Source organism: Bradyrhizobium sp. CCBAU 51627 (genome assembly GCF_028128765.1).
Taxonomy (GTDB): domain Bacteria; phylum Pseudomonadota; class Alphaproteobacteria; order Rhizobiales; family Xanthobacteraceae; genus Bradyrhizobium.
The window spans coordinates 76,193-88,920 of sequence record NZ_LBJG01000002.1 but is presented as its reverse complement, the minus strand read 5'-3'; the positions used below and the strand labels follow the sequence as shown (position 1 = coordinate 88,920).

15 protein-coding genes, 1 tRNA gene and 1 pseudogene are annotated in these 12,728 nt (G+C 63.2%); 8 read left to right on the top strand and 9 right to left on the bottom strand.

Annotated features, from left to right (window positions below):
• Positions 1–3: 3 nt before the first annotated feature.
• Together rplT and rpmI are read right to left on the bottom strand one after the other, a co-directional pair.
• Positions 4–363 carry a 50S ribosomal protein L20 gene (gene rplT / locus XH88_RS00695; RefSeq protein WP_014490867.1) on the bottom strand — a complete coding sequence of 120 codons (360 nt, stop codon included), beginning with the start codon at positions 361–363 and terminating at the stop codon, positions 4–6.
• A gap of 94 nt (positions 364–457) precedes the next feature.
• Positions 458–658, bottom strand: a complete 201-nt coding sequence (gene rpmI / locus XH88_RS00690; RefSeq protein WP_027535561.1) for a 50S ribosomal protein L35 — start codon at positions 656–658, stop codon at positions 458–460.
• A 275-nt stretch (positions 659–933) separates the two neighbouring features.
• Here rpmI and XH88_RS00685 point away from each other — a divergent pair, with 275 nt between their 5' ends.
• On the top strand, positions 934–1,332 hold the full coding sequence (locus XH88_RS00685; protein ID WP_271613504.1) for a hypothetical protein: 399 nt from the start codon (positions 934–936) through the stop codon (positions 1,330–1,332).
• A gap of 63 nt (positions 1,333–1,395) precedes the next feature.
• On the opposite strand, the gene infC is transcribed toward XH88_RS00685, so the two are convergent.
• Positions 1,396–1,935: a translation initiation factor IF-3 gene (gene infC, locus XH88_RS00680; RefSeq protein WP_271613621.1), complete on the bottom strand. Its 540-nt coding sequence runs from the start codon at positions 1,933–1,935 to the stop codon at positions 1,396–1,398.
• A 251-nt stretch (positions 1,936–2,186) separates the two neighbouring features.
• Between infC and XH88_RS00675 the strand changes: the two genes are divergently transcribed.
• A complete protein-coding gene (locus XH88_RS00675; protein ID WP_271613503.1) occupies positions 2,187–2,975 on the top strand; it encodes an alpha/beta hydrolase in 789 nt (262 codons plus the stop codon).
• 10 nt (positions 2,976–2,985) lie between these two features.
• Here the strand turns inward: XH88_RS00675 and XH88_RS00670 are convergent, their stop codons facing one another.
• The 3 genes from XH88_RS00670 to XH88_RS00660 all read right to left on the bottom strand — a co-directional run bounded on the left by XH88_RS00670 (position 2,986) and on the right by XH88_RS00660 (position 5,792).
• Positions 2,986–3,774: an acyl-CoA thioesterase domain-containing protein gene (locus tag XH88_RS00670; protein ID WP_271613502.1), complete on the bottom strand. Its 789-nt coding sequence runs from the start codon at positions 3,772–3,774 to the stop codon at positions 2,986–2,988.
• Positions 3,775–3,975: 201 nt separating this feature from the next.
• Positions 3,976–5,151 (bottom strand): tRNA epoxyqueuosine(34) reductase QueG, encoded by a 1,176-nt coding sequence (queG, locus tag XH88_RS00665; RefSeq protein WP_271613501.1) that lies wholly within the window; start codon positions 5,149–5,151, stop codon positions 3,976–3,978.
• Positions 5,100–5,792 carry a glutathione S-transferase family protein gene (locus XH88_RS00660; RefSeq protein ID WP_271613500.1) on the bottom strand — a complete coding sequence of 231 codons (693 nt, stop codon included), beginning with the start codon at positions 5,790–5,792 and terminating at the stop codon, positions 5,100–5,102. The genes queG and XH88_RS00660 overlap by 52 nt, the downstream gene beginning before the upstream one ends.
• Positions 5,793–5,962: 170 nt before the next feature.
• On the opposite strand from XH88_RS00660, the gene XH88_RS00655 reads away from it, so the two are divergent.
• From XH88_RS00655 to XH88_RS00645, 3 genes are all read left to right on the top strand, one after another.
• On the top strand, positions 5,963–6,769 hold the full coding sequence (locus XH88_RS00655) for an undecaprenyl-diphosphate phosphatase (RefSeq protein ID WP_271613499.1): 807 nt from the start codon (positions 5,963–5,965) through the stop codon (positions 6,767–6,769).
• A gap of 115 nt (positions 6,770–6,884) precedes the next feature.
• Positions 6,885–8,210: an FAD-binding oxidoreductase gene (locus tag XH88_RS00650; protein WP_271613498.1), complete on the top strand. Its 1,326-nt coding sequence runs from the start codon at positions 6,885–6,887 to the stop codon at positions 8,208–8,210.
• Between the two features lie 3 nt (positions 8,211–8,213).
• Positions 8,214–8,954, top strand: a complete 741-nt coding sequence (locus XH88_RS00645) for an SDR family oxidoreductase (protein ID WP_271613497.1) — start codon at positions 8,214–8,216, stop codon at positions 8,952–8,954.
• A 78-nt stretch (positions 8,955–9,032) separates the two neighbouring features.
• Here XH88_RS00645 and XH88_RS00640 read toward each other — a convergent pair whose 3' ends face one another.
• Positions 9,033–9,998: a complex I NDUFA9 subunit family protein gene (locus tag XH88_RS00640; RefSeq protein WP_271613496.1), complete on the bottom strand. Its 966-nt coding sequence runs from the start codon at positions 9,996–9,998 to the stop codon at positions 9,033–9,035.
• Positions 9,999–10,159: 161 nt separating this feature from the next.
• On the opposite strand from XH88_RS00640, the gene XH88_RS00635 reads away from it, so the two are divergent.
• From XH88_RS00635 to XH88_RS00625, 3 genes are all read left to right on the top strand, one after another.
• Positions 10,160–10,246: transfer RNA gene (locus XH88_RS00635), tRNA-Leu, on the top strand.
• A 155-nt stretch (positions 10,247–10,401) separates the two neighbouring features.
• Positions 10,402–10,788, top strand: a complete 387-nt coding sequence (locus XH88_RS00630; RefSeq protein ID WP_271613495.1) for a hypothetical protein — start codon at positions 10,402–10,404, stop codon at positions 10,786–10,788.
• A complete protein-coding gene (locus tag XH88_RS00625; protein WP_271613620.1) occupies positions 10,772–12,106 on the top strand; it encodes an MBL fold metallo-hydrolase in 1,335 nt (444 codons plus the stop codon). The genes XH88_RS00630 and XH88_RS00625 overlap by 17 nt, the downstream gene beginning before the upstream one ends.
• A gap of 21 nt (positions 12,107–12,127) precedes the next feature.
• Here the strand turns inward: XH88_RS00625 and XH88_RS00620 are convergent, their stop codons facing one another.
• Both XH88_RS00620 and XH88_RS00615 read right to left on the bottom strand, forming a co-directional pair.
• Positions 12,128–12,346, bottom strand: coding sequence for a type II toxin-antitoxin system RelE/ParE family toxin (locus tag XH88_RS00620; RefSeq protein WP_442868401.1), 219 nt, complete (start codon positions 12,344–12,346; stop codon positions 12,128–12,130).
• Positions 12,347–12,397: 51 nt separating this feature from the next.
• Positions 12,398–12,654, bottom strand: a pseudogene (locus XH88_RS00615) (type II toxin-antitoxin system ParD family antitoxin).
• Positions 12,655–12,728: the final 74 nt, after the last annotated feature.

Sequence of the window (12,728 nt, the reverse complement as noted above, 5' to 3'; positions counted from 1 at the left end):
GCCTCAGGCGGCGAGCGCGGCCTTGGCCTTCTCGGCAATCGCCTGGAACGACGCGGGCTCGTGGATCGCGAGATCCGACAGCACCTTGCGGTCCACGGTGATGCCCGACTTGGCGAGACCGTCGATAAATCGGCTGTAGGTCAGGCCGAACGGACGCACCGCCGCATTGAGACGCTGGATCCAGAGCGCACGGAAGGTGCGCTTCTTACGCTTGCGGTCACGGAAGGCGTACTGCTGGGCCTTCTCCACGGCCGGCTTGGCAGCGCGGATGGTGTTCTTGCGGCGGCCGTAGAAGCCCTTGGCGGCCTTGTAGACTTTCTTGTGCTTGGCGTGGGCGGTCACACCGCGTTTGACGCGAGACATGACGAGTATCCTTCGAAAGATGACTTAGGTTTCGGATTGCCGCGCGAAGAGCGCGGCAGAGATGGCAATGATCTTCGACGTCCTTTGGACGCGATCAGGCGTTCGGCAAGAAGTACTTCTTGACGTTGTCGCCGTCGGTCTTGAACAGCACGCTGGTGCCGCGGAGCTGACGGATCTGCTTCTTCGTCCGCTTGATCATGCCGTGACGCTTGCCGCGATGGGCGAACATCACCTTGCCAGTGGCAGTCACCTTGAAGCGCTTTTTAGCGCCCGATTTGGTCTTCAGCTTGGGCATTTGGCTCTCCTCATGGCCACAGAATTCCGCCCGCGAAGGCGGCATGGCCGTCAAAAATGCTCGTTAGAGCGTTGATTGTGCTCAGGTTTTAGCGAATAAGCGCAAAACCCGCACGAGACACCGCCACGGCAGCCCGTAAATCAGCCGGGCGATGAAGGCTGGGCTTATGACAGAGGACGGGCCAGAAGGCAACGATGAACCGCCGGAACCCGCTCGCCGACTATTGGGGGTTGCCACCCCGATGTTCACGCCGTCCCGTCCGGAGCAGGACCAAAATGGCCCACTTTTTCCCATCGATTTCGTCTGGTTTGACCCGTCCGCGTCATCTCGCGCTGTTCGCCGCGCTCGCCGCGGCCGCTGTCCCGTCGACCGCCGATGCTCGCATCGGTGGCTATGACGGCGTCTGGAATGTCACCTTCGCCACCACACGCGGCGTCTGCAGCTCGGGCTACAGTGTCCCCTTCACCGTCACAGGCAGCCGGGTCTCGTCCGCCGGCGGCGGCCGGGTGTCCGGCACCGTCAATCGCAGTGGCGCCGTCGCCGTCCAGGTGTCGGTCGGCGCCTCCCACGCCAGCGGCGGCGGCCGGCTCGGTGGCGCAGCAGGGGCCGGTTCCTGGAGGGGCGTCATCTCAGGCGACCAGTGCAGCGGCACCTGGCAGGCGACACGAACCTGAAAACAAAACGGCCCGCCGGAAATCCGGACGGGCCGTTGAATTCTCGGTCCTGAAAAGCTGAGTTCAGCGCGGCGCCAGCACCATGACGACCTGACGGCCCTCGAACCGGGCGTCCTGCTCGACCTTGGCGAGCTCGGCGACGTCGGTCTTGATCTTGTCCAGCAGCTTGGTGCCGATCTCCTGGTGCGCCATTTCGCGGCCGCGATAGCGCAGGGTGATCTTGACCTTGTCGCCCTCTTCGAAGAACCGCAGCATCGCGCGCATCTTCACGTCATAATCGTGGTCATCGATCATCGGGCGGAGCTTGATCTCTTTGATCTCGACGGTCTTCTGTCGCTTGCGGGCTTCGGCGGCTTTCTTCTGCGCTGAATACTTGTACTTCCCGTAGTCCATGATCTTGCAGACGGGAGGGCTGGTATTCGGCGAAATCTCGACGAGATCCATGCCAGCTTCCTGGGCCATCTTGATGGCCAGCATCGTCTCGACGGTGCCCTTGTTGTCACCGGCCTGATCGATCAGCTGGATCTGCGCGTTGCGAATATCATCATTGATGCGCGGCCCGTCTTTGGCAGCAGGGGCCGGGGCTCTATTGGGACGGCGAATGGGTGGTTCTCCAAAGCTGTGAAAGGAAGCGGCTATTTTGAAGGAAGATACTGATGCCGGCAAGCAAGTCGCCCGTGCGAGAAGCGAAAAACCCTCAAATGCGAGGCATTTTGGCCACGCCTATCGGCACGGTGCTCGACATAGACACCTTGCCCCTGTTCCGCAAGCGTCCCAAAGGATCAATACCAAGATACGGTTGCCCGCCGGACGCTTCTCGAGACCTCAAACCCCACAGCCAGAGTAAACGTTCCATGACCTCAGCTATTTCCGATGCCGCGCTCGACTTCATCAATGTTGGCGAGGGTCCGTCAGCGCGCAGGATCGCGGTGCGCAGCCGCGCCGGAAACGGACCCGGTCTCGTCTGGCTCGGCGGCTTCAAGTCGGACATGCAGGGCGGCAAGGCGGTGGCACTGGATGGCTGGGCCGCAGAGCACGGCCGTGCCGCTGTGAGGTTCGACTATTCCGGTCATGGCGAATCCGGCGGCGATTTCGCCGACGGAACCATCGGGAGCTGGCTCGAGGACAGCGTCGCGGTGTTCGAGCGGTTCTGCACCGGTCCGCAAATCCTGATCGGCTCCTCCATGGGCGGCTGGATGGCGCTGCTGCTCGCGCGCGAGATCAGGAAGCGTGCGGGCAAAGCCTCATTGGCGGGCCTGGTGCTGATCGCGCCCGCGCCCGATTTCACGGAAGAGCTGATGTGGAAGAAATTCTCGCCCGACGTGAAGAAGGAGATCGAGACCAAGGGCTTTTGGCTCAGGCCATCCGAATATGGCGACGGCACGCCCTATCCGATCACGCGCCGGCTGATCGAGGAGGGACGCAACCATCTCGTGCTCGGCAGCGCCATCGATCTCGGCTGTCCCGTCCGCATCCTGCAAGGCGCGCAGGATCCTGATGTGCCGTGGCAGCACGCCTTCGCGCTGACGCATCGGTTGCCGGCCGACGATGTTGTGCTCACCCTGATCCAGGACGGCGATCACCGTCTGTCCCGGCCGCAAGACATCGCGCGCATTCTTGCCGCGGTGGCGGAGATCTTGTGACGAAGGCGAACTACCGCTTCGACGGATTCGCCATCGGCTTGCGCTGTGCCAGTGCGGCGACCGTCGCGGTGCCGATCGGGCCCTGCTCGTCGTAGAGCCAGCATTCACCAATCGCGACGCCGTCGGCGGCCTGGTGGTTCACCACATCGAAGCCGATCCAGTTCGTCACCGGCAGACGGTGCAGATAAATCGTCACGTCGCTGTTGATGTAGGCGAGTCCCTTGTCGCCGGCATTTGCAAACGGGCTGGCGAAGTCGGCGCCCACAGCGACATGGACGAACGGCGTCATCGGCACATCGGCAACAAGCTCGCGCACCTCGCTCATCCACAGCCGGCGCGGGCCGAGCGAACCCATATGGCCGACAATGGGGCGCGTGGTCCATTTGCCGTTCATGCCGAGCCGGGGATCGGTGGGCTTTGGAATGTCTGAGGGCCTCGGCACGTCCCAGTTCGGCGGCGACCAGACGTTGCCATCAGGGTTTTGCGTCTTGCGCAGCAGCTGGCACGAGGCGCGCGCCATGCTGATGCCGCCGGAGAAGAGCTCCGCCTGCACCACGCGGATGCGCAGGCCGTCGCGCACCAGGCGCGTCGTCACCTGAATCGCCTTGTCGATGGTCGGCAGCCGAAACATGTCGACGGTCAACCGTGCCGGCACGAATTCAGGACCGGAGTGGCGCTCCTCGATGGCGAAGCCGAGCAGGCCGACGATGACGCGTCCGTGCAGCGATTTCGGATCCCACGGGCCGTTGGCGACTTCCGTCGGATGGAATGTGTCGCCGTCGCGGGTGAAGAAAGGCATGTTTGTTGTCATGATGCGCGACTTTGCGGGAATGGATGAGGAAATCAAGGGTGGTGAGATGCGCGCGTGTAGCCACACAAACGCTGTCATCGCCCGGTCTAAACACTTGACCGGGCGATCCAGTACGCCGAGACGGCAGTGATGGATCGAGAAGCCGCGGCGTACTGGATTCCCCGCTTTCGCGGGGAATGACACCGATAGCTAGGAGGCGGCGTGCCACTCTTCACGAACTCTATCGTCGTGCTCGCTGCTCAGCACGGCCAGCTTCATCGCCGCAAACTCATCGCTCGGTACCAACTGGCTCAACGCCCACACTGCAGCGCCACGCACAAGTGCGCTTTCATCCTCGAGCAATCGCCGCGCCTCCTGCGCCAGCGCCGCATCACCCGAGTTGCCGATCGCAATCAGCACGTTCCGCAAGAAGCGGTCGCGGCCAATCCGCTTCACCGGCGACTTCGTGAACAGCGCGCGAAACGCCGCGTCATCCAGCCGCGAAAGCTCGGCGAGATCAGGCGCACGCAGCTCCTCGCGCGCGGCGAGCTTGGCCTCACGGCCCTCCTGCGCAAACTTGTTCCAAGGACAGGCTGCGAGGCAGTCGTCGCAGCCATAGATTCGGTTGCCGATGGATTTGCGAAATTCCTGCGGGATCGGCCCCTTATTCTCGATGGTGAGATACGAGATGCAGCGCCGCGCATCGAGCCTGTAGGGCGCGGGGAAGGCCGCGGTCGGGCAGATGTCGAGGCAGGCCCGGCACGAGCCGCAATGATCGATCTCGGCCATGTCGCGCGGCAGGTCGAGCGTGGTGTAGATCGCGCCGAGAAACAGCCATGAGCCGAATTCACGCGAGACCAGGTTGGTGTGCTTGCCCTGCCAGCCCAGATGCGCCGCTTGCGCAAGCGGCTTCTCCATCACCGCCGCGGTGTCGACGAACACTTTCACGTCCGACGGCGCGGTCGCGACCAGCCAGCGCGCCAGCGCCTTCAGGCGCTTCTTGATGAGGTCGTGATAGTCGTCGCCCTGTGCATAGACCGAGATCGCCGCGCGCGTGCGATGCTTGAGGATTGCGAGCGGATCCTGGTCAGGACCATAGTTGACGCCGAGCATGATGACGCTGCGCACGTCCTGCCACAGCCCGCGCGGATCGACGCGCCGCTCCGGCTGGTTGGCGAGCCAGTCCATGTCGCCGTGGCCGCCCGACGCGATGAATTCGAGGAAATGTGCGCCGGCCTTGTCGATCGTGCCGGGCGCGGTGATGCCGATGCAGTCGAAGCCGAGCGCACGCGCCTCGCGCGCCAGGGCCGTCTTCAGTTCAGTCGGATCGGTCTTCAGAAATCCAGGTCCACGTAGGTCCGCGACGCCGGCACGCCGGCCAGCCATTCGCTCAAGAGCGGGCGGAACGACGGGCGGGATTTCACCCGCGCGTACCACGCCTTTGCTGCGTCGTCCTCGCTCCATGGCACGTCGCCCAGATAGTCGATCGCCGAGAGATGCGCCGCGGCGGCGAGATCCGCGTAGGTGGGCCGGTCGCCGGCAAGGAAATTACGCGTCTGCGCCAGCCAGCCGATATAGGCGAGATGATAGCGCACGTTGGCCTTGGCCGCGCGCATCACGTCGGCCGAAGGCGGCCCGCCGCCATTCTCCTCGCTCATGAAGCGCTTGTAGATGCGCTCGGTGACGAGCGGGTGCGAGACCTCCTCGAAGAACTTCTCGTTGAACCAGGCCATCAGCCGGCGCACCTCGACGCGCTCGGCAAGCGTCTCCGGCATCAGTCGCTTGGCGCCCATCTCGGCGCCGTAGGCCTCGTCGAGATACTCCGCGATGATGGCTCCGCCCGGGACAGGCGGCTGTTCGTCGTCGACCAGAACCGGTGTCGTGCCGGCCGCATTGAGCAGCAGAAATGCCTCGCGGCGTTCCCAGCTGCGCTCCTCGATCAGCTTCAGTTCGAGCCCATATTCGCCCGCGATCAGGCGGATGAAGCGCGAATGCGGACAGAACGGATGATGAAACAGGGTAAACATGAATCCTTTGACTATTTGATGGTGCTTAAGAATCCATCAATGTTTGTGCGACGCCACACTAGTTCCTCAAAACCGCGAAGCAAGGGCGTGATGGCGCATTTTTGCGATTGCGGCATGGGGGCGAATAGGCGAGAAGAGCCCCGCTTTTCCAGCGGAAATGGACCGTAAATATGTCAGATACAATACGGGCAGTGATCCTCGGCATCATCGAGGGCGTGACCGAGTTCCTTCCCGTCTCCTCGACCGGCCATCTGCTGCTCGCTGAACGTTTCTTCGGCCTTGGCGAGGGAGCGTTCTGGGATTCGTTTACGGTTCTGATCCAGCTGGGTGCGATCCTCGCGATCGTCGGGCTGTACTTCAAGAAGCTGTGGGATGTCGTGATCGGTTTCTTCACGGGCGACACCTATTCGCGCCGCTTCGTGATCGGCGTGCTGGTGGCGTTCCTGCCCGCTGTTATCGTCGGCCTCATCGCCGGCAAATATATCAAGAGCGTGCTGTTCAATCCGTGGGTCGTGTGCTTCACGCTGATCGTCGGCGGCGCCATCCTGCTCTGCGTCGACAGGCTCGATCTCAAGCCGCGCGAGCATGACGCCACCAAGTTTCCGCTGCTGATGTATCTCTATATCGGCATCGCCCAGTGCGTGGCGATGATCCCGGGCGTGTCGCGCTCCGGTGCCAGCATCGTCGCCGCGATGCTGCTGGGCGCCGACAAGCGGGCGGCGGCGGAGTTCTCGTTCTTTCTCGCCATCCCCACCATGATCGGTGCGTTCGCCTACGATTTCTACAAGAGCCGCGCCGAGATGACGATGGACCACATGGGCATTGTCGCGATCGGCTTCGTGGTGTCGTTCATCACCGCGATCATCGTGGTGAAGTCGTTCCTGGAATACGTCACCCGCCACGGCTTCGTGGTGTTCGCCTGGTGGCGCGTCATCGTCGGCACGCTCGGCCTGATCGCGCTGGCGCTGGGGCGGTAAATACGGTCCATCCGGGCTACGCAGCCCGGTTGGAGCGGTCTTTTCAACGCAAAATCAGCTTTTCGCCGCTAGGCAGGTTCCCGAAAGCGGGGTGGCCCGCGGGCGGAGCTGAACGATGACGACAGTCAGCGGCTGGGGACGTTTCCCGGTCGTCGAAAGCGAAATGCTGCGGCCGCGCTCGTTCGAGGCGGTGGCCGGCGCTGTCGTTGCCGGATCGGTGGCGAGGGGCAACGGTCGCGCCTATGGCGATGCCGCGATCGGCGCTGCCAGGACCATCGCCATGACCGGGTTCGACCGGGTCAGGTGGTTCGATCCGGCGACCGGGCGTATTCGCGTTGAGGCCGGCGTGCTGCTGTCCGACCTGATCGACACCTTTGGTCCCCGCGGCTTCCTGCCATCAGTGGTGCCGGGCACGCGCTTCGTCTCGGTCGGCGGCGCCATCGCCGCCGACGTGCATGGCAAGAACCATCATTGCGAGGGCGGCTTTGGCCGCTATGTCGACAGCATCCTGCTACGATCAGGCGCGGGCGAGACCATCGAAGTCTCGCGCGAGCAGAATTCCGATGCCTTCTTCGCGACAACAGGCGGCATGGGCCTCACCGGCGTGATCCTGGAGGCGACGGTGCGGCTGCGCCGCGTCGAAACGGGGTGGATCCGCGAGCGGGTGATCTCCGCGTCCGACCTCGATGCCGCCATGCGCGCGCTCGAGGCAGGCAACTCTGCGACCTATTCGGTGGCGTGGATCGATTGTGTGGCCCGCGGCAGCGAGCTCGGCCGCTCGCTGATTTATCTCGGTGAGCACGCGCGCGCTGACGAGCTTGCCCAAGGCGCCGATCGATTCCCTGTCGGCAAAGATCCGGGGCTCGCCGTGCCGGTCGACCTGCCGTCGATGACGCTGAACCGCTACAGCATCCGCGCCTTCAACGAGCTCTATTACCGCATGGGCGCGCGGCGCGCCGGCGGCGAGCATGTGGTCTCGCTCTATCCGTATTTCTTTCCGCTCGACAGCATTGCCGACTGGAATCGCATCTATGGACGGCGCGGCTTCCTGCAGCATCAATGCGTGATTCCGGAAGTCCGCGCGCGCGAGGTTCTCGGCGAGATCCTCGGGCGCGTCTCGAAGCGCGGCGATGCGTCGTTCCTGGCGGTGCTGAAGAAGCTCGGCCATGGCGACGGCCTGCTGTCGTTTCCGCTGCCCGGCTACACCCTGGCGCTGGATTTTCCTGTCAAGGGTGACATCCTGAACTTCCTCGACGAGATCGACCGCCTGGTCGTCGCGGCGGGCGGACGGCTCTATCTCGCCAAGGACGCGCGGCAGTCGCGCGCGACCTTCGCGGCCGGCTATCCTGCGCTGTCGCGCTTCAATGCGATCCGCAAAGCGCTCGATCCCGCCGGAAACATTCGCTCCAGACTTTCACAACGCCTGTTCGACGAGGTTTAAACCGTGACGTCACGCAAGTCCGTTCTGGTGCTCGGTGGCTCCTCCGATATCGGCCGCGCCGCGGCGCGCGCCTTTGCCAAGGCAGGCTACGACGTCGCCCTCGCAGGCCGCGACGCCGTCGCGCTGGAGCCGGACGCCGCCGATCTGCGCGCGCGCTACAGCGTCGAAGCGAGCACGCACAAATTCGATGTGCTCGATACGGCGTCTTTCGAGAGCTTTGTCGCCGGCCTTGCCGCGTTGCCCGACGTCGTGATCTCGATCGTCGGCCTGCTCGGCGTGCAGCAAGACGCCGAGAGCGATCTCGCGCATGCCACCACGATCATGCGCTCGAACTACGAAGGCCCCGCATTGATCCTCGGCCTGTTCGCGGAGAAGTTCCTTGGCCGCGGCAGCGGCACGATCGTCGGCGTCTCGTCGGTGGCCGGCGATCGCGGCCGCGCCTCGAATTATGTCTACGGATCGGCGAAGGCCGGTTTCACGGCTTTCCTCTCGGGCCTGCGCGCCCGCGCCAGCCGCGGCGGCGTGCATGTCGTCACCGTCAAGCCCGGCTTCGTCCGCACCAGAATGACCGAGGGCATGAAGCTGATCGGCCCGCTCACCGTCGAGGCGCCTGTGGTCGGCGATGCGATCCTCAGCGCCGTCGAGAACAAGACTGACGTTGTTTACGTCAGCGGCAAATGGCGCCTCGTGATGCTGATCATCAAGACGCTGCCGGAGGCGGTGTTCAAGCAGCTGAAGTTTTGAGATCTCGCCGCGCTGACGGTGCGCTTCCTCTCCCGCAAGCTTGCGGGAGAGGTCAAGAAAGACCGCCGTTGGCGTCGGCTACGCGCTCTTGCGCTGGAACTGGCCCTGTGGGCGGAAGCGCCAGAGATATTGCGGGGCGATCGCCTCAAGCGAATCGGGGGTGATGCCGAGGCCCTCCAGCGTCAGGCCTGCGGCCTTCGCCGCATCCGACACGATGTTGTCGCGTTCGAGCAGCGTCACCTGGTCCGGCGTCAGCTTGAACGCGCCCGGTGCGAATTGCAGGACCGCGGCCTGGAGGCGGGCAAGGCCGAACGACAGCGGCAGCAGCGCACGCTCGCGGTGGGTGATTGCGAGGATCGCCTCGATGATCTCGCGCATGGTCAGTACTTCCGGGCCGCCGAGCTCGTAAGTCGCGCCCGCCTTGGCCTTGCCGTCGACGGCATCGGCAATCGCGGTGGCGACGTTGCCGACATAGACCGGCTGCATCTTCGTCTCGCCGCCGATCAGCGGCAGTACCGGCGACATCCGCGCCAGCGCCGCAAAACGGTTGGTGAACTGGTCCTCGGGGCCGAACATCACGGAGGGGCGGAAGATCGTGGCCGACGGCACGGCGGCCAGCACCGCGGCCTCGCCGGCCGCCTTGGCCTTGGCATAGCGCGAGGGCGATTCGGCGTCGGCGCCGATCGCCGAGACATGCACCAGGCTGGCGCCGGCGGCGGCCGCCGCCTTGGCGACGGTCTCGGCGCCCTTGGCCTGGACGGCGTCGAAGGTCTGTTCGCCGCCCTCGGCGAGGATGCCGACCAGGTTGATCACGACATGCGAATCACGCACGGCCGCCTCGACCGAGGCCGGATAGCGCAGATTCGCCTGGATGGTGTGGACCTGCCCGACCTTGCCCGAGGGCTGGAGGTATCCGGCGAGTTCCGGCCGCCGCACCGCGACCCTGATACGGTAATCCCGCCGGCACAGCGCGCGGACGACATTCCGGCCCAAAAAGCCCGATCCGCCGAAAACCGTGACGAGAGTTTCCAGATTCGATGCCATGGGAGCTATCCTGCGGTCCATTTCTGCGAACAAGTGCGAGATATCAGGCTTGTATCGGCCCGGTTTGCAATGCGCAATCGGCAAGCCCAAACGGGGGGCACGCATGAATTGACAACGGCGTCACCGAACCGTAGTAACCGCCTCGGTGCCCCAAACGGCATGCCCAGGTGGTGGAATTGGTAGACGCGCTGGCTTCAGGTGCCAGTGGCTTAACGGCCGTGAAGGTTCGAGTCCTTTCCTGGGCACCACCCCTAACCCAAGTGGTTGAAATCGCTCATTTGCAGGGAATTTGAGCCGCTGACCGGTACACATAACCGGAGACACAGCGTGTATGAGCTATCGAATGACTCTCACATCCATCTAGACACGCACTTCTCAACTTGTTTCGCCACATGGTCCAGGTTTGGATGCGCTGCTCCGGGTTTTGGTCATCGATACCGCCGGGCCGGAAAGTGACGAAGCGGTTCATGGGCCGGCCGATACTTCTGGCGTGATGCCACGCGGACAGCGAGGTGTTCGGGTGCTTACCTGTTCGGGCGACGATCTCACGGAGACCAGCGACCCGTTCAAGATCGCCATGCGCCAGATCGCGGGCGTATTCGCCCAGCTTGAGAAGGCCCGGCTGGTCGCGAAGCTCAACGCCGTTGCCATGGCGAAGCGGCTGCGCCGAAAGACGCCAAAGGACGGTCGCCGGTCGCTCAGGGCTATCGCCGATGAGCTGGCGAAGGCCGGCTACAAGAGCGAGAGCGGAAATCACAGAGGCGGCCCTATTGGTGATTTCTGCCTGTGACCCGTACCGGACCAATGTGATTGGCCACGGTATCCTGCGCGGGATAGAATGCGTCTATTCCTCGGTGTGCGGACTGCCAGACGCTGGCGTGTTCGGCACCCCAACGCCTCCGCCCTGGGTGCGTTTTTCGCGTGACGCCTTGCGGCAGCAAGGCCACGCAGAGGGAGGATTAATCATGCTCATATGCCAGTGCAACGCAATTCATCGACGCGACGTGGTGTGCGGTGGCGGTGCCGTTCTGCTCAGCGCTATTGTGGCGACGCTGATCGGCAGCGGCAAGCCGGTGCGCGCAGAAACGATCTCCGGCAAGCTTCCGGAGGTCGATCGCGTGGCCGTGCGCGTGGTCGTCGATAGCTATCAATTCGCTGTCGCGCCGAGCCGGAAAGTTTCCGGTGTCGAGATCGAGCACTTCGGCTGGGGCATAGGTGGTGGCAAGCCACCTGGCAAAACGCTCATCAGCGAGTTCGGACTGTCGATGCACGTCGAGTCACGGCGCGGCACCGAAACACGAAATGTCCTGATGGATTTCGGCTTCACGCCGGACGCGCTGGTCAACAATACCAATCTCGTAGGGATAGATCCAACCGCGCTTGACGCCCTTGTCCTGAGCCACGGTCATTACGATCATTTCGGTGGTCTCGCCGGCTTCCTGAAGCAAAGCAACGGCAAGCTGAAAGCCAAGCTGCCCCTCTACATCGGCGGCGAGGAGGCATTCTGCTCGCGCGAGTGGACAGCCCCGCCGGTACGCGGCGATTTCGGAGCCCTGGATCGCAAGGCGCTAGAAGACGCGAATGTGGTGGTAACCTATGCAGAAGGACCGGCACTGGTCGCCGATCACGGCTTCTCCACCGGCCCAATCGGTCAGACGAGCTTCGAGAAGCTGCTCTCACCCAGCGCCATGAAGATCGGCGTGGACCACGGCATTGGATGCTATGCGGACAAGCTTCCGGAGGACGAACGGACGAAGGCTGTCATCCCGGACCAGTTCCGGCACGAGATCGCCACCGCATTCAATCTAAAAGACCGCGGATTGATAGTGTTGACGTCTTGCAGCCATCGCGGAGTAATCAACGCAATCAAACAAGCCCAAGCGGCTTCGGGTATCAGCAAGGTTCATGCGGTGATCGGCGGGTTCCACCTCGCGCCCTACAAGGAGGACTATGTGCGCGACACGATCGCAGCGCTGAAGAATATGGATATCGACTACGTCATTCCGCTGCACTGCACTGGTGAGCCGTTCTACGAGATAGCCAAGGCCGAGATACCGAACAAGCTCCTCCGTTCCTACACGGGCACACGCTTCATCTTCGCTGCCTGAGCAAGAAGGGCACGCGCAATCCTAATGCTCGCGCCCGCGAACGGGCTGCAATTGCTGGCGGTGGCAATCGCGACCGATCCGGTAAAAGATCAGATAGTTTCCGAATGGCCGCCGACGAATGCCTTTGTGTTCGTAGCGCGGGACCAAGGGATAGCCGCGCGGTGCGTCAGCAAGGGATTCGCACTTCTCTCGTAGCGCGTGCAAAAGCGTGAGCGCTCCGCGGGCTTTGCTCGGCGACATATGATGCGATGTCCTCGAGGTCAGCTTCGGCTTCCGCGGTGATGACGACAATCACGTGCGGTCTGCTTTACTCGTTAGTCTGGCCTCTAGCCGGTCGAAGACTTCGGAGCTTGCTTTGGCCGACCCGCATCGGCATCATCAAGTCCGCGTGCGATCGCAGCGTCCAATACCGCCAGCCGAGCTTCGCGCTCCTGAATGAGCCGCACACCCTCCCGCAGCACTTCGCTTTTAGAGTGGTAACGACCCGAAGCAACCAGCTTTATTACAAAGTTTTCAAGGGCTTCGCCCAGATCCGCACTGACCGCCATGCCGCGCTTCACCATCGATGGTCAGCCAATAACTATTATTGGATTGCACTTTCAATCAAGCGAGTAATGGTCCT

What these genes read in the sequence shown, in the direction of transcription:
- rplT (WP_014490867.1), bottom strand. Translation starts at nt 363, where the DNA reads ATGTCTCGCGTCAAACGCGGTGTGACCGCCCACGCCAAGCACAAGAAA.
- rpmI (WP_027535561.1), bottom strand. Translation starts at nt 658, where the DNA reads ATGCCCAAGCTGAAGACCAAATCGGGCGCTAAAAAGCGCTTCAAGGTG.
- XH88_RS00685 (WP_271613504.1), top strand. Translation starts at nt 934, where the DNA reads ATGGCCCACTTTTTCCCATCGATTTCGTCTGGTTTGACCCGTCCGCGT.
- XH88_RS00675 (WP_271613503.1), top strand. Translation starts at nt 2,187, where the DNA reads ATGACCTCAGCTATTTCCGATGCCGCGCTCGACTTCATCAATGTTGGC.
- XH88_RS00670 (WP_271613502.1), bottom strand. Translation starts at nt 3,774, where the DNA reads ATGCCTTTCTTCACCCGCGACGGCGACACATTCCATCCGACGGAAGTC.
- queG (WP_271613501.1), bottom strand. Translation starts at nt 5,151, where the DNA reads ATGGCTGGCCGGCGTGCCGGCGTCGCGGACCTACGTGGACCTGGATTT.
- XH88_RS00660 (WP_271613500.1), bottom strand. Translation starts at nt 5,792, where the DNA reads ATGTTTACCCTGTTTCATCATCCGTTCTGTCCGCATTCGCGCTTCATC.
- XH88_RS00655 (WP_271613499.1), top strand. Translation starts at nt 5,963, where the DNA reads ATGTCAGATACAATACGGGCAGTGATCCTCGGCATCATCGAGGGCGTG.
- XH88_RS00650 (WP_271613498.1), top strand. Translation starts at nt 6,885, where the DNA reads ATGACGACAGTCAGCGGCTGGGGACGTTTCCCGGTCGTCGAAAGCGAA.
- XH88_RS00640 (WP_271613496.1), bottom strand. Translation starts at nt 9,998, where the DNA reads ATGGCATCGAATCTGGAAACTCTCGTCACGGTTTTCGGCGGATCGGGC.
- XH88_RS00620 (WP_442868401.1), bottom strand. Translation starts at nt 12,346, where the DNA reads ATGTCGCCGAGCAAAGCCCGCGGAGCGCTCACGCTTTTGCACGCGCTA.